Below are 20,410 nucleotides of genomic sequence, written 5' to 3' on the forward strand. Positions count from 1 at the left end.
ATCTCCCCCCTCCCCCCACACCGTCATTCCCGCGAAAGCGGGAACCCATGGATGGCGGCACATATTGGCTCCAGTGGTCCGTAACCGTGGGTTCCCGCTTTCGCGGGAATGACTGTGGGTGGTGCGCCGCCAACCGCTGTTCACACCGCCGGAATCTGCTGGCTGATGCAGTGGAAACTGCCCCCGCCCGTCAGGATGTGATCAGCACGGAAGCCGGTGACGCGGCGGCCCGGAAAGAGTTTCGCTATCGCCGCCACCGCCGCCTTGTCATTCGCGGCGCCGTACAGCGGCACCACCACCGCCGCATTGCCGATGTAGAAATTCATATAGGATGCCGGGATCATTTCACCATCCCGTTCGACCAGTCCCGGTGAAGGGATCGTTGCGACGGTGAGCCCGAACGCCTCGGCGCGTGTTTTCGCATCGGTATAGACGGCCGCATTGGGGTCGTCGGCGCCGCCGGCTTCCGGGATCGCGATCACGCCCTCGGCGACAAAACGCGCGAGATTGTCGACATGCCCATCGGTATGATCGTTTGCGAGCCCGTCGCCGAGCCAGAGCAACCGATCAACGCCCAGATCGCGCGCCAGGTTGGCTTCGATCGCGGCCTTGTCGAGCCCCGGATTGCGGTTCGGGTTGAGCAGGCATTGTTCGGTCGTGACGCCGATGCCCGCGCCGTTGACGTCGATCGCGCCGCCCTCGAAGATCCAGTCGCAGCGGCGAACCGGCAGCCCGGTGTGGGCCGCCAGCCGCTCGCCGATATCCTCGTCACCGGGCAGCTCATATTTGCCACCCCACCAGTTGAAACAGAAATCGGCCGCGGCGCGACCGCCGTCGCCGGACAGGATGATCGGCGCCGTATCGCGCAGCCAGATGTCGCCGAATGGTTCGACGATCACGTCTGCCGCATCCCCGGCCAGTTCGCGGGCGGCGGCGGCCGACTCTTCATCGGCGGCTACAAGGATAACGTGTTCGCCCGCTCCGTCGGCGTGAACCGCCTTTGCGAATTGGACGACTTCGGCGCGAGCGGGATCGAGATCGTCCTCCCACAGTTCGGGATGGCTCGGAAAGCCGATCCAGACGGAGTCGTGCAGGGTCCATTCGGCTGGCTGGCGATAGTCGGTCATGCGCGCGCTGATAGCGCTGTGATGTGACAGGGGAAAGAGGGGCGGACGATAGCCATGTCGCCAATTCGATATAATATGTCGTAATGGTGCAAATAAGTCGAGCCGTTTCGCGCAAAGATGTCGGCATGCGCTATTCGGTCTGGAGCCTCGCGAAAAATGCCCTGACGGGCCACCGCGACTGGCGGCCGGCATGGCGCGATGCGGCGCCGAAATCCTCTTATGACGTGGTGATCGTCGGCGGTGGCGGGCATGGGCTGGCGACGGCATATTATCTGGCGAGGGTGCACGGTATCACCAATGTCGCCCTGATCGAGAAGGGCTGGATCGGTGGTGGCAATGCCGGGCGCAACACCACGATCATCCGCTCGAATTATCTGCTCGACGGCAATATCCCCTTTTACGAACTGTCGATGAAGCTGTGGGAGGGGCTGGAGCAGGAGCTCAATTATAACGCGATGGTCAGCCAGCGTGGCGTGCTCAACCTGTTTCACAACGATGGCCAACGCGATGCCTATGTCCGGCGCGGCAATGCGATGCGGCTGCATGGCGTCGATGCCGAACTGCTCGATCGCGAGGGCGTGCGCCGCATGGCACCCTTCCTCAATTTCGATCACGCGCGCTTCCCGATCCAGGGCGGATTGCTGCAACGGCGCGGCGGCACCGCCCGGCATGATGCGGTCAATTGGGGCTATGCGCGGGCGGCGTCCGCGCTCGGCGTCGACATCATCCAGAATTGCGAACTCACCGGATTCCGGCGTGCGCCCGATGGCCGGGTGACCGGGGTCGAGACGAGCCGCGGCGCGATTGGCTGTCGCAAGGCCGGTGTGGCCGTCGCCGGGCATTCGTCGCGGGTGGCGGCGATGGCGGGGCTGCGGCTGCCGATCGAAAGCCATGTGTTGCAGGCGTTCGTGTCGGAAGCGCTCAAACCCATATTGCCCGGCGTGATCACCTTCGGCGCGGGCCATTTCTATGTCAGCCAGTCGGACAAGGGCGGGCTCGTGTTCGGCGGCGATATCGACGGCTATAACAGCTATGCCCAGCGCGGAAACCTGTCCGTCGTCGAGGATGTCTGCGAGGGTGGCATGGCGTTGATGCCCATGATTGGCCGCGCGCGGATGCTGCGCAGCTGGGGCGGGATCATGGACATGTCGATGGACGGTTCGCCGATCATCGATCACACGCCGGTTTCCGGCCTCTACCTCAACGCCGGCTGGTGCTATGGCGGCTTCAAGGCGACGCCGGCGAGCGGTTGGTGTTTCGCGCATCTGATCGCGACCGATCGGGCGCATGCGGCGTCATCTGCCTATCGCCTCGATCGTTTTGCGCGCGGCTATATGATCGACGAAAAGGGCGTGGGCGCCCAGCCGAACCTGCACTGATGCGCATAAGCTGTCCCTTCTGCGGCGATCGCGACCTTCAGGAATTCGTCTATCGCGGAGACGCGTCGGCGGCCGGCATCGGAGACTGCAGCGATATGGTCGAACGCGTCTATCTGCGCGACAATCCGGCCGGCCCGATCGACGAGCATTGGTATCATGCGCAAGGGTGTCGCCGCTGGCTGGTGGTGACCCGCGATACGCGGACGCACGCGATCGACACCGCCCGTCTTGCGCGCGAGCCGAAGCCATGAGCCGTCTGGGTGGCGGCGGGCTGATCGATCGGTCGCGGCCGATCGATTTCACCTTCGACGGCGAGGCGTATCGCGGTTTCGAAGGTGATACGCTGGCCTCGGCGCTGATCGCCGCCGATGTGAAGATCGTCGGCCGTTCGTTCAAATATCACCGGCCACGCGGCATCATGACCGCCGGCAGCGAAGAACCCAATGCGCTGGTGACGCTGCGTTCGGGCGCCCGTGCCGAGCCGAACAGCCGCGCGACGACGATCGAGCTTTTCGACGGGCTGGAAGCGACCAGCCAGAATCGCTGGCCGAGCCTCGGCTGCGATCTGATGGCGATCAACGGCCTGCTCGCGCCCTTGTTCGTCGCGGGCTTCTATTACAAGACTTTCATGTGGCCGGCGGCCTTTTGGGAACGGCTGTACGAACCATTGATCCGTCGCGCAGCGGGCCTTGGGAAGCTCAGCGGCTTGCCCGATCCCGACACATATGATCGCGACCATGCCTTTTGCGACGTGCTGGTGATCGGTGGCGGGCCGGCGGGGTTGACTGCGGCGCTCGTGGCGGGGCGCTCGGGCGCGCGGGTCCTGCTGGTTGACGAGGATATGCGACCCGGGGGCCGGCTGCTCGCCGAACGGCACGAGGTCGACGGGATGAGTGGCCCGGATTGGGTGGCGGCGATGGTTGCAGAACTGGCCAGCTTGCCCAATGTCCGGCTGCTCGCGCGAACAACGGTGTTCGGCGCTTATGACGGACAGACCTTCGCCGCCGTCGAGCGTGTGGCCGATCATGTGCCGGAGCCGGCGCCCGGCCGTCCGCGCCAGCGACTGTGGAAGATCGTCGCAAAGCGCAGCATATTGGCTGCGGGTGCCGTCGAGCGGCCGATCGTGTTCGGCGGCAACGACCGGCCCGGTGTGATGACGGCATCGGCGATGCAGGCCTATGCAAACCGTTTTGCTGCGGTGCCGGGTGAGAAGGTGGCGCTGTTTGCCGTCACCGACAGCGCCTGGGCGGCGGCCGACGATCTCCGCACGGCGGGCCTCGATATTGTTGCCATGATCGATGCGCGCAAAGCGCCCCCGGCCGCGGCGATGAACCGTGCCCGCGCCGCCGGAACGCGGGTTTTTACCGGATCGGAGGTCGTGCAGGCGCGGGGCCGGACAGTGCGATCGATCGATGTGCGCGATGCCGCAGGCCGCGTATCGCGTATCGCGGTCGATGCGCTGGGGGTTTCCGGCGGCTGGAATCCGGCGATCGGGCTTGCGAATCATCTTGGCGGCCGCTCTGTCTGGTGCGAGCGGATCCACGGTTACGTCCTTGCAGATCCGCCGATGGGCATGGTGGTTGCCGGAGCAGCGGCGGGCCGGCTGGGATTGGGCGACACGATCCGTGATAGTGCCCGTATCGCCGGGGAGACTGCCACCGCACTCGGCCGGACCACCTCGGCCTTTCGCCCGCCCCGGAGCAGCGATGATCCTGCGCATGTCGCGCCCCTTTGGCATGTGGCATCGCCGGGTAAGAGTTTCGTCGATTTTCAGCATGACGTTACCGATCGTGATATCGCCTTGTCGGCGCGCGAGGGTTTCGCCTCGGTCGAGCATATGAAGCGTTATACGACGCTGGGCATGGCGACCGACCAGGGCAAGACCAGCCAGGTCAACGCCAATGCGCTGCTCGCGCTGCATGGCGGCAAGACGATCGCCGAGGCTGGATCGGTGCGGTCGCGCCCGCCTCATGTGCCGGTGGCGATCGGCCTGCTGGCGGGTCATCATCGCGATGAGCATTTTCGGCCCGTACGACTTACGCCTTGCCACGGTTGGGCCGAGGCGCAGGGCGCGACTTTCGTCGATGCCGGCCAGTGGAAGCGCGCGCAGTGGTTCGCGAAATCCGGCGAGAGTGACTGGCTCGAGACGGTATCGCGCGAGGCGCTGGCGGTGCGGACCGGCGTCGGCATTTGCGATGTCTCGACGCTTGGCAAGATCGAGGTGGCTGGTCCGGACGCCGCCCGGCTGCTCGATCGGCTCTATATCAATACGTTCTCAAGCCTGCCCGTGGGCAAGGCGCGTTATGGTATCATGCTGCGCGAAGACGGGATCGTCATGGACGACGGCACCACCACCCGTTTTGCCGCGGATCGCTTCTTCGTAACCACCACCACCGCCAATGCGGCGAAGGTGATGGAGCATATCGACCATTGCCGGCAGGTGCTGTGGCCCGATCTGGATGTTCAGGCGGTCTCGGTGACCGAGCAATGGGCGCAGCTCGCCGTTGCCGGGCCGACTTCCCGGACATTGCTTCAGCGTCTGTTCGCCGACGTCGACCTCTCGAACGCGGCCTTTCCCTTCATGGCCGCGATCGAATGCGTGTGGCGTGGGATGCCAGCGCGCTTGTTCCGGATCTCCTTCTCGGGCGAACTGGCGTATGAAGTCGCCGTCCCGGCCGATTTCGGAGACGCGCTGGTCCGCGCCTTGTTCGATGCGGGCGCCGATCTTGGCGTCACGGCTTATGGCACCGAGGCGCTGAGTGTCCTGCGCATCGAGAAGGGGCATCCCGCCGGCAACGAGCTGAACGGGCAGACGACGGCCGCCGATCTCGGCTTCGCGCGGATGATGTCGCGCAAGAAGGGCTACGTCGGCCAAATCCTCGCGGATCGGCCCGGGCTGACCGACGAGGCGCGGCCGGCCCTCGTCGGTATCTCTCCTGTCGATCCGGCCGCCCGTCCGCGCGGAGGCGCGCATCTGTTGCCGATCGGTGCCAGCGCCGAAGCCCGCAATGATCAGGGCTATGTCACTTCGGTCGCTTTTTCGCCGACATTGGGCCGATGGATCGGGCTGGCGCTGATGAAGCGCGGGCGCAGCCGGATCGGGGAAAGGGTTCGCGCGGTCGATCTGCTGCGGGGGAGCGATGTCGAGGTGGATATCGTCGATCCGGTGTTTGTCGACGCCAAAGGGGAGCGGCTGCGTGGCTGAACCGGGGCTGCTTCGCGCACGACGGGCGTTCGATTCAATGCTGGCATCGCTCGATGTGGCGCCGGAGGACCATGAACTTGCCGTCAGCCAGCCGATCTTCGCGCTGGCGACGATCATGGCGCGCGACGGCGGGCAGGGTGCGATCGCGACAGCGCTCGGCCTCGATCTGCCGCAGGGGCCTTGCCGATGCACGGCCGAGCGCATGACCATCATCGGCACCGGGCCGGCTGTCTGGCTGGCGATGGAGGAGGGGGGCGACCCCTTATGGGCGCTTCGGTTGGCCGATCGCCTGAGCGGCTGCGCATCGGTTGCCGATCAATCGAGCGGCTATGCCGTGTTGCGGTTGCGAGGCGTTGCCGCCCGCGCCCTGCTCCAACGGGGTGCCTTCATCGATCTCGATCCGGATATGTTCGGCCCTGGCAGATCGGCTGTCACGATGATCGCGCATATGGGGATCATCCTGTGGCGGGGCGATGCGGCATCGGTCTTCGAAATCGCGATGTTCCGTAGCCATGCCCGCAGTTTCTGGGACTGGATGGCCGCGACGGCAGCGGCGATGGGCGTTCGACCGTTGCGGGATCGGTGATTTCGTAGCTTGGCGGCGCGTATCGTGCCCTTGCAGGCCCGGTAAGAGCTTTTCCCGGTTTTAACTCTGGCGAAACTGGGTTTATGCTGGGGCATGAAGAAAACATCCGAACCTCCCGCCGGTGGCGCGGACGGTGGCGAACTTGCAACCGGCTCCAACGCGCCGCAGATTGTCGAGCGCACGCTCGAAAAGGCCCTGGGTCTGCAGGTCAGGCAGTTGCGGCGGCAAAACGATCTTTCGGTTTCCGATCTGGCGGCGGCGGCGCACATCTCGAACGGAATGCTTTCCAAGATCGAGAATGGCGGCATCTCGCCGTCGCTGTCGACGCTCCAGTCGATCGCGGGCGCGCTGAACGTGCCCTTGTCTTCATTGTTCGCGTCATTCGAAGAACGGCAGGATTGTTCGTTCGTGGCGGCCGGACAGGGGCTGACGATCGAGCGGCGCGGGACCAAGGCGGGGCATGTCTATTCGTTGCTGGGCCATGTCCTGCGTGGCGATGTTGTCGTCGAACCCTATCTGATCACGCTGCGCGAGAATGCCGTGCCGCACACCAGCTTTCGCCATGCCGGAGTCGAGTTCATCCACATGATCGAGGGTGAGGTGGTCTATCGTCACGGCTCCGAAAATTACGTGCTGAAGGATGGCGACTCGCTTCTTTTCGATTCCAGCGCCCTGCATGGGCCGGAGCGGTTGGTGAGCCCGACCAGCCGCTATCTGTCGATTATCATCTATCCGCGCGGCGAGGGATGAATTTCCTAAAGGGAAATAAATATTCCTCATGATTGACGGAATTTGCGGCAGGCGATAGCCTGCAGCTCCATTGATCGAGGATTCGAACCACGCATGTGCGGCATTGTCGGGCTCTTCCTGAAGGACAAAAGGCTGGAGCCGCAATTGGGTGCCATGCTCGGTGCCATGCTGGAGGTCATGAGCGATCGTGGCCCGGATAGTGCGGGCTTTGCGGTCTATGGGGCGGGTTCGGCGGAATGCGTGAAGCTGACGGTGCGGGGCCGCAATCTGGACGGGCTTGCCGCGGCGCTCGGCGGCGTAACCGGCCTGTCGATAACGCAGACCTTGCGGGACAGCCATGTCGTGTTGACGGTGCCCGATGTCGCCGAGGGTGTGGTGCGCGACTGGTTGGCGAACGAGCGACCCGATCTGGTCGTGATCGGCTCCGGGCGGCGGATCGAACTGTACAAGGAAGTCGGCATGCCCGGCGATGTCGCGCGGCGGTTCGGCCTTGCCGGCATGGCGGGTAGCCACGGCATCGGCCATACAAGGATGGCAACCGAAAGCGCGGTCACCACCGATGGCGCGCATCCTTTCTCGACGGGCGCCGATCAATGCCTCGTCCATAATGGCTCGCTATCGAACCATCGCAGCTTGCGCCGGATGCTCGAGCCGAAGGGTATCGATTTCGTCACCGACAACGATAGCGAGGTGGCGGCGGGCTATCTGAGCTGGAAGTTGCGCGAAGGCGCCACCCTGGCCGAAGCGCTGGAGGCCGGCCTCGTCGATCTCGACGGCTTCTTCACCTTTGTCGTCGGCACCGAAAACGGCTTTGCGGTGATGCGCGATCCGATCGCGTGCAAGCCGGCGGTGATGGCCGAGACCGAAGCCTATGTCGCCTTCGGTTCCGAATATCGCGCGCTCGCCGGGCTGCCGGGTATCGAACATGCCCATATTTTCGAACCGGAGCCGGCGCGCGTCTATGCCTGGGAGCGGGCGGCGTGAACGTGATCGATCTCGCACAGGCGAGCCGGCGCGACTTGAACGGCGCGCTTCACAGGCTCGGTCCCGATACCGATGCGACGCATTGGCGCGTGCTCAATCCGGGCGGTCAGCACGCGCTGGCGGTCGGCCTCGATGCACCGGTGACCGTCGAGATTGCGGGGCATGCCGGCTATTATTGTGCGGGAATGAACAAGACTGCGACGGTGATCGTCGAGGGCAATGCCGGGGTCGGCGTCGCCGAGAACATGATGTCGGGTCTGGTGCATGTGAAGGGCGATGCCAGCCAGTCGGCGGGGGCGACCGCGCATGGCGGACTGCTGCGGATCGACGGCAACGCTTCGGCGCGCTGCGGCATTTCGATGAAGGGCGTCCATATCGTGGTGAAGGGCTCGATCGGCCCGATGAGCGCGTTCATGGCGCAGTCGGGGGCGCTGGTGGTGCTCGGTGATGCGGGCGATGCGCTCGGCGATTCGATCTACGAGGCGCGGATTTTTGTAAAAGGTAGCGTTGCGAGCCTCGGCACCGATTGCGTCGAGAAGGAAATGCGGGAGGAGCACAGGGTTCAGTTGCGGGGCTTGCTGGATGAAGCAGGGCTTGCCGACGAACCCGTCGAGGGGTTCCGGCGCTATGGTTCGGCGCGGAGACTGTACAATTTCCATGTCGATCATGCGGGGGCCTATTGATGGACATCGACGCGATTCCCCGCACACTGCCACGCTTCTCCGCGACGTTCGATCCGCACACGCTGGCGGAGATCCGCCGCGCCGCGGCGACCGGCATCTATGACATCCGCGGCGGCGGCACGAAGCGCGCGCTGCCGCATTTCGATGACCTGCTGTTCCTCGGCGCATCGGTGTCGCGTTACCCGCTCGAAGGATATCGCGAGAAATGCGCGACCGACGTGTGGCTGGGCACGCGCTTCGCGAGCAAGCCGATTCATCTCAAGATCCCGATCACGATCGCGGGCATGAGCTTTGGCGCGCTTTCGGGGCAGGCCAAGGAAGCGCTGGGCCGCGGTGCGACGATCGCCGGCACATCGACCACCACGGGCGATGGCGGCATGACTCCCGAGGAGCGCGGCCAGTCCGAAACCCTCGTCTATCAATATCTGCCGTCGCGCTACGGGATGAACCCCGACGATCTGCGCAAGGCTGACGCGATCGAGGTCGTGATCGGGCAGGGCGCCAAGCCGGGCGGCGGCGGCATGCTGCTCGGCCAGAAGATTTCGGATCGGGTTGCAGCCATGCGCGATCTGCCGAAAGGCATCGATCAGCGTTCGGCCTGCCGTCACCCCGACTGGACCGGCCCGGACGACCTCGAGATCAAGATTGGCGAATTGCGCGAGATCACCGATTGGGAAAAACCGATCTATGTGAAGATCGGCGCGACCCGGCCTTATTATGACGTGGCGCTGGCGGTGAAATCGGGTGCCGACGTGGTCGTGCTCGATGGCATGCAGGGCGGCACGGCGGCGACACAGGACGTGTTCATCGAACATGTCGGAATCCCGATCCTGGCCGCGATCCGGCCAGCGGTGCAGGCGCTGCAGGATCTGGGCATGCACCGGAAGGTGCAGCTGATCGTCTCCGGTGGCATTCGCAATGGTGCGGATGTCGCCAAGGCGCTGGCGCTCGGCGCGGATGCAGTCGCGATCGGCACGGCGGCCCTGGTCGCGCTCGGAGACAATGATCCCCGGTATGAGGCGGAATATCAGGCGATCGGCAGCACCGCCGGCGCTTATGATGACTGGCAGGACGGACGCGATCCCGCAGGTATCACGACGCAGGATCCCGACCTCGCCGCGCGGCTCGATCCGGTGGCGGCGGGGCGAAGGCTCGCCAATTATCTGTCGGTGATGACACTGGAAGCGCAGACCATCGCCCGCGCCTGCGGCAAGAGCCATCTCCACAATCTCGAGCCCGAGGATCTGGTCGCGCTGACGATCGAGGCCGCCGCCATGGCGCGCGTGCCGCTGGCGGGCACCGACTGGATACCGGGGACGGGCAGATTTTGATGCGGGCGGGGACACCCTCCCTCTCATCGTCATCCCCGCGAAAGCGGGGATCCATGGACGGCGTCAACGTTTGAAACAGGAGCGCCCGTGACCGTGGGTTCCCGCTTTCGCGGGAATGACGATGATTGTGTGGCGTTGGATCAGTGTACGTCGGGACAGCGTTAGTCGAGGACAAGCAAATGACGATCGATCTCGCAAGCGTGGCGAAGCAGCAGGGGATCAAATATTTCCTGATCTCCTACACCGATCTGTTCGGCGCGCAGCGTGCCAAGCTGGTGCCGGCATCGGCGATCGGCGGTATGCAAAAGGCGGGGGCGGGTTTTGCCGGCTTTGCGACCTGGCTCGACATGACCCCGGCCGATCCGGATCTGTTCGCCGTCCCCGATCCGGCCAGCCTGATCCAGTTGCCGTGGAAGCCCGAGGTTGGCTGGCTCGCCGCCGATCTGTGGATGGATGGCAAGCCCGTCGAGCACGCCCCACGCAACATATTGAAAGCCCAGCTTGCCAAGGCGTCCGAGCAGGGGCTGACGATGAAGACCGGTGTCGAGTGCGAATATTTCCTGATCCTGCCCGATGGCAGCGCGATCTCCGACGCCGCCGACAAGGCCGAAAAGCCCTGTTACGATCAGCAGGCCTTGATGCGCCGTTACGATGTGATCACCGAGATCTGCGATGCGATGCAGCTGCTCGGCTGGCAACCCTATCAAAACGATCATGAGGACGCGAACGGCCAGTTCGAGATGAACTGGCTCTACGATACGGCGCTGGTCACCGCCGATCGCCACGCCTTCTTCAAATATATGGCGAAGTCGATCGCCGAGAAGCATGGCCTGCGCGCGACCTTCATGCCCAAGCCCTTCACTAACCTTACCGGCAATGGCTGTCACATGCATGTCTCGCTGTGGCGCGGGGCGGAGAATGTCTTCGAGGATGGGACAAGCGCGCAGGGCCTGTCGGCGATGGCGCTCGGTTTCATCGGCGGCGTGCTGCATTCGGCCGAGGCGCTGGCCGCGATCTGCAATCCGACGGTCAACAGCTACAAGCGCATCAATGCGCCGCGTACCTTGTCCGGCGCGACATGGTCCCCCAATTCGATCAGCTGGACCGGCAACAACCGCACCCACATGATCCGCGTGCCCGAGGGCGACCGTTTCGAGCTGCGGCTCGCCGATGGCGCCACCAATCCCTATCTGCTTCCCGCGGCGGTGCTCGCGGCGGGCCTCGACGGCATCGCCAACGGCCGCGATCCGGGTAAAAGGCTCGACATCAACATGTACACCGAGGCGCATCTTGCGAGTGACGTCCGCAAGCTCCCGCTCAACCTGCTCGATGCGCTGCGCGCGTTGGAAGCCTCGACCGTGCTCGGCGAAGCGCTCGGGGCGCTCGTGCCCTCCTATCTCAAGCTCAAATATGAGGAATGGAACAGCTACGCCCGCCACCTGACCGAATGGGAACGCGCGACGACCCTGGATTGCTGAAGACCGGCTATTCGATCGCCGGATGAGAATAAGCCGTCAGGCGCTCTTCCAGATCGCTGACGATCGCTGGCGGCAGGACGTGGCGGAATTTGCCGACTGCCGATCGCTTGATGAACGGATAGCCGTCGTCGAGCAACTCCCCGGGCGTGAACAGGGTCGGATCCTTGTTGGCGTCGTCAGGCGCGAACCAGAAGGCGCCGACGCTCATATGGTGTGCCGCGACCCGCGCGAAGCGCGTTTCCTGGCTGCGCACGATTTCGCCGAAGCGATGAAATGACAGCCATTTGGGCAAGACGGTGCTGATCGTCAGCAACCGCCACCGCGTGACATTGCGCAATATGAAGGCATAGGATTGGATGTGATTTTCGTCGTTTCGCGACGCGGTGAAGCCGGTCAGATCCCAGCGCGCGCGTGCCATGAACGGCTTCAGTTCAGTGAATGGACCCAGCACCGAATCGTTGAGGACCAGCACATGGGCGCCGGGTGAGGCGGTGGCCAGATGCCAGAGCCCCGCTGCATAGGCCGAAAAATCAAAGCCGGGCAGCGCCTTCCAGATCAGCGCGTCGGCGTGATCGCGAACATCCGCCGGTATGTCGGACGGTTGCGGTGTGGCACAGACGATCAGCAGTTTCATGCCCGATGCCGCGAGGCGCGGCAGCGTGAAGCGGTGTGATGGGGCGAGCGTTCCGCCTGGCAGGAACATGAAATAGAGGATCCACTCGGTCGCCGGCGTGGCTGCCCGCATGATCTGCGTTGGTGGTGCAGGACGCAGGTGGAAAAGCAGATCCTTGATCCGTTGTCGGCGAAAATAGCATGATGCCCTTGAGGGCACGAAGGTCCAGTCGCGGATGAGATCGTTCATCATTCGGCCGTGGGATCCACTGAGGGGCGCGGGTCCCTCATCGCCCAATATCCGCACAGGATAAAGCGATTGCTCGCGAAAGCTATGACCCCCGCAATATCACGGTTGATGCGAATGCCAGCACACGACAAAGTGACAAGGTCCGCCGCATATTCGAAGGGTTGTCGTTGATGAGTGTAGGGGCCGTTGCTGACCCGGTTGAGCAATCGCTCTTCGCCTATCGTGATTTCGATGCGGCTCGCCTCGCCGAACTTGAAGCCGAATTCGCCGCCGCGCGGCCATTCCGCCACATCGTGCTGGATGATTTCCTGCGATTGCCCGCCGGTCAGGTCCTGCCCGAGTTTCCGGCGCCCGATTGGGAGGGGTGGGAAGGGTTCAGCGATTCCTATCAGCGCAACAAGCGCTTCTGCGGCGATATCGACAGGATTCCGCCTTTGTTCCAGGCGATGATCCATGAATTGTCGGGTCCCGCCTTCCTGTCCTTCATGGAGAAGGTGTCGGGTGTTCGTGGCCTGATCCCCGATCCCTATCTGGTCGGGGGCGGACTGCATTGCAGTGGGCCGGGCGGCATATTGGCGCCGCATGCCGATTTTCATCATTATGCCAGGCTGGAGTTGTTCCGGCGGATCAACGTGCTGGTTTATTTCAACACAGACTGGTCTGCCGAAGATGGCGGTTGCCTCGAGCTGTTCGAAAAGGGCGCGGCCACAGCCGAGCGCGCGGTGGTGCCGGCTTATGGACGGATGGTCATGTTCCTGACAGACGATCGTTCGATCCACGGCTTCAGCCGGCCGATCGCCCACCAAGATCGCTGGCGGCGCTCGCTCGCATTATATTATTACACGTCCGAGGAGACCCGTACGTTCAGCGGCGACAGCGATACCCATTGGCAATCGCACGGCAAACAGAACATGGCGGGTATTGCGCGACTGGCGGCCTATAAGATCCTGTTGCGGATATCCCGCACCTTCTCGCGGCTGGCGCATCTGGCCAATCCCGCGCTCAAACGAAAGGGATAGCTGGGTCAGGCCTGGCCTGCGCCCGCCCATCGCGCCAGGATTCGCGCCGCCGGACGCGGAAGCAGCGAGATCCAATATTTGAGATACATCTTCCAGGATCGGGCGCCGCGATATTCGCGCCAGTAGGTGCGTACCGCATCATATTTTCCCAGTTCGAATGCGCCGTAGATTGCGCTCGTCAGGCGGCGATCGCGCTCGCGTTCGACGATCATCCGTTCCTGATCGTTCAGTCCGTGATGCAGGGTCGCGAAGCGCAGGCAATCGGTGACGTCGATGGCCATCTGCGCCATGTCGAGGCTCGCATTGGCATCATGCCGTACCATTTTGACGAGCGGTTGCCAGATCAGGCCGACACGCGCCGCGCGCAACGCGCGCATTTCGAATTCCAGATTCTCGGCGCCATTGCCGCGCATCCGCTCATCGTAACCGCCCAGGGCGGTGTACAAGTCACGGCGGATCGTCACCATCGATGTCTGCAGCGGATGAAATTCGAGATAGGCCGCGTAATCATACCGTTCCAGGATCGACCAGTGATCGGTTGGATCGGCGCCAACGCGCTGCCAATAGCCGGGGGGAGCGAATTGGGTGAAACGATGGTTGTTGGCCCACCTGCCACCCTGGCCGTCTTCTTCCCAGGTCCGGCTGTTGCACATCGTCATGTCCACGCCATGCGCCCGTACCAGCGCATTGACCTCGGCCAGATATTCCTTCTCCCACAGATCGTCATGGTCGAGCAGGGCGATCCAATTACCGGTCGACAGAGAAACGCCGTGGTTGCGCGCGCGCTGCTGCCCGCCATTTGCGGTTCGCACATAGCGAATCCGGTCAGCGAATATATTTGCCACATCGATCGTGTCGTCGGTCGAGCCGTCGTCGACGACGATGATTTCGGCGGCAGGAAAATACTGATCGCAAACCGAGCCAAGTGTTGCTTTCAGCCGTGCGGGACTGTTGTAGGTCGGCACGATGACGGAGATGCGCAGATCAGCTGTGTCGTGCATGCCGCCTCATATTCCCGTCTGTTATCTGATGTGCCCCGCATCAGGCATAACCGGCGTGCGCGTATAGCCAAAACGAAAAAGGGCGGCCCCGAAGGACCGCCCTCTTTCCGCCGATATCTCGAAAGGAGATCAGCGCGAATAGAATTCGACGACCAGGTTCGGCTCCATCTTCACCGGATAAGGCACTTCGTCGAGCGTGGGCACGCGGATGAAGGTGACCTTGGCGGCGCCGTCGGGGGCCACATAATCGGGGATGTCACGCTCGGACAGGCCCTGGGCTTCGAGCACCAGCGCCATTTCCTGCGCCTTGGCGCCCAGCGTGATCTCGTCGCCCGGCTTCACGAGGCGCGATGCGATGTTGCACTTCACACCGTTCACGCGGATGTGGCCATGGCTGACCAGCTGACGGGCGGCGAAGATCGTCGGCGTGAACTTGGCGCGGTAAACGACCGCGTCCAGCCGGCGCTCGAGCAGGCCGATCAGGTTCTGCGACGTATCGCCCTTCATGCGGGCGGCTTCGGTGTACGACTTCTTGAACTGCTTCTCGGTCACGTCGCCATAATAGCCCTTGAGCTTCTGCTTGGCCTTGAGCTGCGTACCGTAGTCCGAGACCTTGCCCTTGCGGCGCTGGCCGTGCTGGCCGGGGCCATATTCGCGCTTGTTCACCGGGGACTTCGGGCGACCCCAGATGTTCTCGCCCATGCGGCGATCGAGCTTGTACTTTGCGCTGGCGCGTTTCGACATGTGTTATCCTTTGGCAATTGCTACAACGTCATCCGCCCTCCTGATCCGAAGATCGGTTTCCCGCATTTCGGGGAAGGCAGAGTTTTGTCCCGGTATTCGCTCTGCTGGGTCCCGCGCATGCTTGGGACGGCAGGGCCACCGCTTCACCGGGGTGCGGGGCCATTGCGAAGGCGCGCCTATGGCTGCGAAAGGCCGGATAGTCAAGCGCGCCCTGCTTCGCTAAGGGCTGCGGCCATGACCGAGGAAAGCCCCCATACCGCCGTCGTTCCCGCCGCCGATTGCACCAGCATGATGCAGGTTCGTGCGGCGATCGATTCGCTCGACACGCTGATCGTCACCCTGCTGGCGGAGCGAATGCGCTATATCGAGGCTGCGGCGCGGATCAAACCCGAACGCTCTGCGGTGCGCGATGAGGTGCGCAAGGCCGCGGTCGTGGCGCATGCGGTGAAGGTTGCCAGTGATCGGAATTTCCCGCCGGCGCTGGCCTACAAATTGTACGACATGCTCGTCGAAGGATCGATCGCGCATGAATTGGAGCAATTTGACGCTCGGGTCGTTCAGGAGGAGTGACCGCCGGGCTGACGTGGGATCTTTGCGTCTTGCCAATCGCCAGAGGGTGTTCCAATCCGGAGCGGGGGTAAGGGCATGTCGGTTCGCAGGTCGGTTTTTTGGGCCTTTGCCGGCCAGATCGCTTCCTTCGCGACCATGCTCGCGACATCCATTGTCATCGCTCGCCTGTTGTCGCCGCGGGAGATGGGCATTTACGCGGTCGCCTTTGCCGCGGTCGGCGTTTTGCAGGTGCTCGCGGCATTCGACGCGACGACGTATGTCGTGCGCGAAAAGGATCTGGCCCAGCGCACTTTGGATGCAGCGTTTACGGTCAATGCCGCCTTGTCGATCGCGGTTGCGGGACTGACATATGGGCTGAGCTTCGTGGGCGCGGCCTTCCTTGGCGAACCGGCCGTTGCGAAAGCCTTGCAGTTTCTGGCGTTCGGCCCGCTGATGGCAATGTTCGAGTTCCGGCCGTCGGCGATGCTCCAGCGGGAGATGCGGTTCAAGGCGATATCGATGGTGACGGTGGGGCGAACGATCGTGGCCAGTGCGGTGAGCATCGCGACGGCATATGCCGGCTTCAGTTATATGAGCCTTGCCTGGGGCTATCTGGCTTCGGGCGCTTTCGGCATGATCATGTTCAACGTCATCGAATCGCGTCATTTGCGATTGCGGCTGTGCCTGGACAACTGGCGGGCGATAGGGGTGTTCGGACTTCGCATGATGTCGATCGCCGGGCTCGCAAACCTGGTTTCCCGGTTGTCCGACATCATATTGGGGCGAATATTGGGCCTGGTCGCCCTGGGCCTTTATTCACGCGCCAGCACGATCGCCAATCTGGTGTTCCAGAATGTTTACGGCACAGCGACCAAGGTTGTCTTCATTCAGCTTGCCAAGGATTATCGCGAACGTGGCGTTCTGCGCGATACGTTCCTGCGCGGAATCCAGATGATCACGGCGGTGATGTGGCCGTTGCTGATCGGCTTTGCGGTGTTGTCACGGCCGGCCGTCTATATCCTGTTCGGCGAAAAATGGCTTGCAGCGGCAACGCCGCTATCTCTGTTGCTGATCGCGCAGTTCGTGGTGCTGGCTTTCGGCATGAACTGGGAGCTGTTCGTGCTGCGGGACGAAACGGCGCGGCAAACCCGATACGAGGCGATCCGAGCGATCGTCAGCCTGGTGCTGCTGACGATCGGCTGCATGATCAGCATGTCCGCGGCGGCGGCCAGCCGTATCGTGGAGGCACTGGTCGGCTTGTGCCTCTATCTGCCCCATATGAACCGCATGGCGGGAACGACCAGCGGTGAATTGCTGAGCGCTTATGGGCAGAGCGCATTGCTGACGGTCGCTGCGGTGCTTCCCTCGGCGTTGCTGATGATATCCTATGACTGGGCGGCTTCGACGCCCGTGCCGTTGATCGCGGGCTGCGTTGGGTTGGGTGTGCTGCTTTGGCTTGGCATGATCGTCCTGCTCGGGCATCCATTGCGGGCCGAACTGGTCCTGATCGTCAACCGTCTCCGCGGGGGACGTCCGGCCGCTTCATAAGCCGGGGGGATGTCCGCAGGATATGAGCCTCCGCTCGAGTCGGGTGACGATCTCGGGATCGAGCATGTGGCGATATTTGCCGATCGTCGATCGCTTGATGAATGGAAAGCCGAGTTCGAGCAGGTGCGCGGCGCCGAACAAGGCGGGGTCCGGCCGCTCGACATTGCCGGCATACCATAAGGCTCCGACACTCATATGCCGTGATGCGATGCGCGCAAAGCGCGTTTCCTGGCAACGGACTACGGCGTTGAACCGGTCGAACGCCATTCCGGGCAGGAACACCGACCAGAGCGACCGGAGCCGCCATCGGGTTACCCCGCGCATCACGAACGCGTAGGACTGTATATGGTTTTCATAGATCGATGAGGCGGTGAACCCCGTCAGATCCCATCGCGCGCGGGCAAGCAGCGGTTCGAGGTCACTAAAGGGACCGAGCACGGAATCGTTGAGCACCAGGACATTCGCGCCGCCTGATCGCGCCGCGATGTGTCTCAGCCCCACCGCATAAGCGGAGAAGTCATAGCCCGACAGGCCTTTCCAGATCAATGCATCGGCAAGCTCGTCGAGGCCGGTCGGCAGGTCGTCTGGAGTCGGTGCTGCGCAGACGAGCAGCAACTTCCTGCCCATCGCCCGCAACTGGCCAAGCGTGAAGCGATGCGCCGGTGTGATCTGGCCATCGGCGAGATAGAGGAAATAAAGCGTCCAATCGGGAGCAAAGCCTGCGGCTTTGACTATCCGGAAGGCGGGTGCTCGATGCAGTTCGCGCACGACATCCTTGATCCTGTCCCGCCTGTAATGCCGCGATGCGCGCGTCGCCTCGAAGGTCCAGTCCGTCGACAGACCGAACGAATCGTCAGGCATGAAGGCGTCCGGATGACGCCCCAGGATTTCGGGCGATCGGGCGAAGGTGGCGCATGTCGGCTTTGTCTTTCCGGGCTGGTGCGCGCACAATGGCAGCGCGGTCGCGGGGATGCCAAGCGGTAATTGCGTTGCCGTTGGCGATCACCTAGCTTCGCACGGCGCGATAGCGCAGCAATTATGGGGTAGGCGGCCGCGATGGGCGAATTTTCTCACGCCGGAGACAAGCTCTTCCCGGCTGAGCGCGCAGATCAGGGCGACATCATCCATATCGTGACGGTGCTCTATAACAGTGCGCCGGTGCTCGATCGCTTCGTGGCGAGTCTGGTGGCGCAGACAAACACGCGCTGGCGGTTGATCGCCATCGACAATGCCTCGCGTGACGGATGTGCCGACCGCCTGGCGGCGTTGGGTGATCCGCGGATTGTGGTGTTGCGCAATCCGACCAACACCGGCTTCGCCCGTGCCACTAACAGAGGGCTGCGGCTGGCGCTCGACGAGGGCGGCGAATTCATCGTGCTGATGAACAATGATGTCGAATTTGCGCCCGATTTTCTGGGCGATTTGCTGGCGGCACGAATGAAGCTGGATGCGCAGGCGATCACGCCGCGGATCGCCTATCTCCGATCGCCGGACAAGGCATGGTATGCGGGCGGGCATTTCGATTCGAGCTGGATCTTCAAGAGCGTTCATGAGGAAAGCGATCCGCCGGATTCCCCCGATGTTCGGGCCGTTGAATTCGCCTCGGGATGCTGCCTCGGCCTCACGCGCGCCGTGTTGGAGCGGGTAGGTTTGCTGGACGAGCGCTTCTTTGTCTATTGGGAAGACACTGATTATTGCCTGCGACTGCAGGCTGCGGGCATTCCGATCCATTATCTGCGCCGGCTCACGTTGCTGCATGATAGTTCGGCGCTGGCGGGCGGTCATAACAGTCCAACCTTCATCAGCCTTTTCTATCGCGGTTATATGCAGATCCTGATGAAATATTTTGGCCCTGTTTACACGCTGCGCGCCATGCTCCGCCTGCTGGTGAAGCATAAGGGACATCGGGACAGCCGTGGCGCGCTGGCCGGGCCGCGCATGCTGGGTGCGATGATGCGTGGCTTGGCGCTGTCCTTGCTGCAGCGTCGGGATCGTTTACGGCTGCATGAGCAGGTCGCCGGATAATGATCATTATCATCGAGCCGACCTACGCGCGACATGATCACGCGGCCGTGAATGCGGCGCTCATTCAGGCCGTTGCACTGGCATGTCCCGGAGAGGAGATCCTGTTTGCGGCGACCGCGCTGCATCGCGGTTTCGTCGAGCAATTCGGCCCCTTACCACCGGGCACACAGTTTTGCGGTATAGATGTACTGCCGCCCGGCGGCGTACATTTGCGGCGCTTCATGGCGCAATGGAGGGCGATACGGCTGGCCATGCGGCGGAAGCGTCCGCGCGCGATCATCCTTCTGTCGAGCGGGCCGGAAACCTTTTTCGCGGCGCGCGCGATTGTCACGGAGTTTGCGACGGTCAAGCTGTTCGTCGTTCTGCACGGCAATCTGATCGATGGCACGGGCTGGCGCTCGCGCGATCCGCGTCATAGGCTGTTCGATTATCGCTCCGGGCTCGCCGTCGCGCGTCATCCGCGCATCAGGATGGTGGTGCTCGAAGATTATATCCGTACGGCGGTGATTACGCTGGGCGCTATACCTGTCGCGTCCTTGTCAACCTGGCCTCACCCGCTCAACAGCAGCGAGATCGACGAACGGGATAGGCCGGTTGCAGTGGGACGGCCGATTCGCATCGCCTTTGTCGGAGCAGCCTCCCGCAGCAAGGGCTTCGACAAATTCGTGGCGCTGATCCGCGTGATCGCCGGTCACCCTGCCGCTGCGCGCTACGAGTTCCGCTTCATCGGCGCGCCGATCGAGCCATTTCCCGAGGCGGCTGGGATTATCGCTCTGCCAGCCGAGCCACTGCCCCGCGACAGGTTTATCGCGGAACTCCGCGACATCGATTATGTAATGCTGCCATTTGCGACCGACAGCTATGAATTGACGGCGAGCGGCTCGTTGCTCGATTGCGTCAGCCAGGCCAAGCCGGTGATCTCGCTCGACATCGCGGCCGTCCGCACGATGGCGGACCAATTTGGCGATATCGGCTATGTTCGCAGTTCGATGACGGAAATCGAAACGCTGCTTAAATCAGAGCACGGGATAGCCGATCCGGGACTGTATCGGGCGTTTCAAACCAGTTTGCGGGCGATCTGTGCGTCGCGGACACCTGCGGGGATTGCGCCGTTGGTTCGGCGTGACCTTGGTTCATAG

General features: G+C 63.1%; 19 protein-coding genes. 14 read left to right on the top strand and 5 right to left on the bottom strand.

Annotation, left to right across the window (positions count from 1 at the left end):
* Positions 1–140 precede the first annotated feature (140 nt).
* Entirely contained in the window at positions 141–1,127 is a 987-nt protein-coding gene (locus tag BLS13_RS13900; RefSeq protein WP_093452959.1) for an agmatine deiminase family protein, read from the bottom strand.
* A 125-nt stretch (positions 1,128–1,252) separates the two neighbouring features.
* Between BLS13_RS13900 and BLS13_RS13905 the strand changes: the two genes are divergently transcribed.
* The 9 genes from BLS13_RS13905 (at position 1,253) to glnT (ending at position 11,523) form a co-directional block, all read left to right on the top strand.
* Positions 1,253–2,506 (top strand): sarcosine oxidase subunit beta family protein, encoded by a 1,254-nt coding sequence (locus BLS13_RS13905; protein WP_093453087.1) that lies wholly within the window; start codon positions 1,253–1,255, stop codon positions 2,504–2,506.
* Positions 2,506–2,757, top strand: coding sequence for a sarcosine oxidase subunit delta (locus tag BLS13_RS13910; RefSeq protein WP_093452961.1), 252 nt, complete (start codon positions 2,506–2,508; stop codon positions 2,755–2,757). The genes BLS13_RS13905 and BLS13_RS13910 overlap by 1 nt, the downstream gene beginning before the upstream one ends.
* Positions 2,754–5,711: a sarcosine oxidase subunit alpha family protein gene (locus BLS13_RS13915; RefSeq protein WP_093452963.1), complete on the top strand. Its 2,958-nt coding sequence runs from the start codon at positions 2,754–2,756 to the stop codon at positions 5,709–5,711. The genes BLS13_RS13910 and BLS13_RS13915 overlap by 4 nt, the downstream gene beginning before the upstream one ends.
* Positions 5,704–6,297: a sarcosine oxidase subunit gamma gene (locus BLS13_RS13920; protein ID WP_176943590.1), complete on the top strand. Its 594-nt coding sequence runs from the start codon at positions 5,704–5,706 to the stop codon at positions 6,295–6,297. The genes BLS13_RS13915 and BLS13_RS13920 overlap by 8 nt, the downstream gene beginning before the upstream one ends.
* 93 nt (positions 6,298–6,390) lie before the next feature.
* Positions 6,391–7,047 (top strand): helix-turn-helix domain-containing protein, encoded by a 657-nt coding sequence (locus BLS13_RS13925; protein ID WP_093452967.1) that lies wholly within the window; start codon positions 6,391–6,393, stop codon positions 7,045–7,047.
* A 93-nt stretch (positions 7,048–7,140) separates the two neighbouring features.
* Positions 7,141–8,031 carry a class II glutamine amidotransferase gene (locus BLS13_RS13930; protein ID WP_093452969.1) on the top strand — a complete coding sequence of 297 codons (891 nt, stop codon included), beginning with the start codon at positions 7,141–7,143 and terminating at the stop codon, positions 8,029–8,031.
* On the top strand, positions 8,028–8,714 hold the full coding sequence (locus tag BLS13_RS13935) for a GltB/FmdC/FwdC-like GXGXG domain-containing protein (RefSeq protein WP_093452971.1): 687 nt from the start codon (positions 8,028–8,030) through the stop codon (positions 8,712–8,714). Before BLS13_RS13930 ends, BLS13_RS13935 begins: the two co-directional genes overlap by 4 nt.
* A complete protein-coding gene (locus BLS13_RS13940) occupies positions 8,714–10,045 on the top strand; it encodes an FMN-binding glutamate synthase family protein (protein ID WP_093452973.1) in 1,332 nt (443 codons plus the stop codon). The genes BLS13_RS13935 and BLS13_RS13940 overlap by 1 nt, the downstream gene beginning before the upstream one ends.
* A 179-nt stretch (positions 10,046–10,224) precedes the next feature.
* Positions 10,225–11,523, top strand: coding sequence for a type III glutamate--ammonia ligase (gene glnT / locus BLS13_RS13945; protein ID WP_093452975.1), 1,299 nt, complete (start codon positions 10,225–10,227; stop codon positions 11,521–11,523).
* Between the two features lie 7 nt (positions 11,524–11,530).
* On the opposite strand, the gene BLS13_RS13950 is transcribed toward glnT, so the two are convergent.
* Complete coding sequence (locus BLS13_RS13950; protein WP_143011958.1) at positions 11,531–12,388, bottom strand: rhamnan synthesis F family protein; 858 nt, start codon at positions 12,386–12,388, stop codon at positions 11,531–11,533.
* A 167-nt stretch (positions 12,389–12,555) separates the two neighbouring features.
* On the opposite strand from BLS13_RS13950, the gene BLS13_RS13955 reads away from it, so the two are divergent.
* Positions 12,556–13,404 (top strand): 2OG-Fe(II) oxygenase, encoded by an 849-nt coding sequence (locus tag BLS13_RS13955; protein ID WP_093452979.1) that lies wholly within the window; start codon positions 12,556–12,558, stop codon positions 13,402–13,404.
* 5 nt (positions 13,405–13,409) lie between these two features.
* Here BLS13_RS13955 and BLS13_RS13960 read toward each other — a convergent pair whose 3' ends face one another.
* Positions 13,410–14,405 (bottom strand): glycosyltransferase family 2 protein, encoded by a 996-nt coding sequence (locus tag BLS13_RS13960; RefSeq protein WP_093452981.1) that lies wholly within the window; start codon positions 14,403–14,405, stop codon positions 13,410–13,412.
* Positions 14,406–14,534: 129 nt separating this feature from the next.
* Complete coding sequence (gene rpsD, locus BLS13_RS13965) at positions 14,535–15,149, bottom strand: 30S ribosomal protein S4 (protein ID WP_093452983.1); 615 nt, start codon at positions 15,147–15,149, stop codon at positions 14,535–14,537.
* Between the two features lie 234 nt (positions 15,150–15,383).
* Between rpsD and BLS13_RS13970 the strand changes: the two genes are divergently transcribed.
* On the top strand, positions 15,384–15,719 hold the full coding sequence (locus tag BLS13_RS13970; RefSeq protein WP_093452985.1) for a chorismate mutase: 336 nt from the start codon (positions 15,384–15,386) through the stop codon (positions 15,717–15,719).
* A 75-nt stretch (positions 15,720–15,794) separates the two neighbouring features.
* Positions 15,795–17,246 carry an oligosaccharide flippase family protein gene (locus BLS13_RS13975; protein WP_093452987.1) on the top strand — a complete coding sequence of 484 codons (1,452 nt, stop codon included), beginning with the start codon at positions 15,795–15,797 and terminating at the stop codon, positions 17,244–17,246.
* Here BLS13_RS13975 and BLS13_RS13980 read toward each other — a convergent pair.
* Entirely contained in the window at positions 17,241–18,107 is an 867-nt protein-coding gene (locus BLS13_RS13980) for a rhamnan synthesis F family protein (protein ID WP_143011959.1), read from the bottom strand. The two genes, BLS13_RS13975 and BLS13_RS13980, sit on opposite strands and share 6 nt — an antisense overlap.
* A gap of 195 nt (positions 18,108–18,302) precedes the next feature.
* Here BLS13_RS13980 and BLS13_RS13985 point away from each other — a divergent pair, with 195 nt between their 5' ends.
* Positions 18,303–19,271, top strand: a complete 969-nt coding sequence (locus tag BLS13_RS13985; RefSeq protein ID WP_093452991.1) for a glycosyltransferase family 2 protein — start codon at positions 18,303–18,305, stop codon at positions 19,269–19,271.
* Positions 19,271–20,410 carry a glycosyltransferase gene (locus BLS13_RS13990; protein WP_093452993.1) on the top strand — a complete coding sequence of 380 codons (1,140 nt, stop codon included), beginning with the start codon at positions 19,271–19,273 and terminating at the stop codon, positions 20,408–20,410. Before BLS13_RS13985 ends, BLS13_RS13990 begins: the two co-directional genes overlap by 1 nt.

Source organism: Sphingomonas sp. YR710, assembly GCF_900101455.1.
GTDB lineage: Bacteria > Pseudomonadota > Alphaproteobacteria > Sphingomonadales > Sphingomonadaceae > Rhizorhabdus.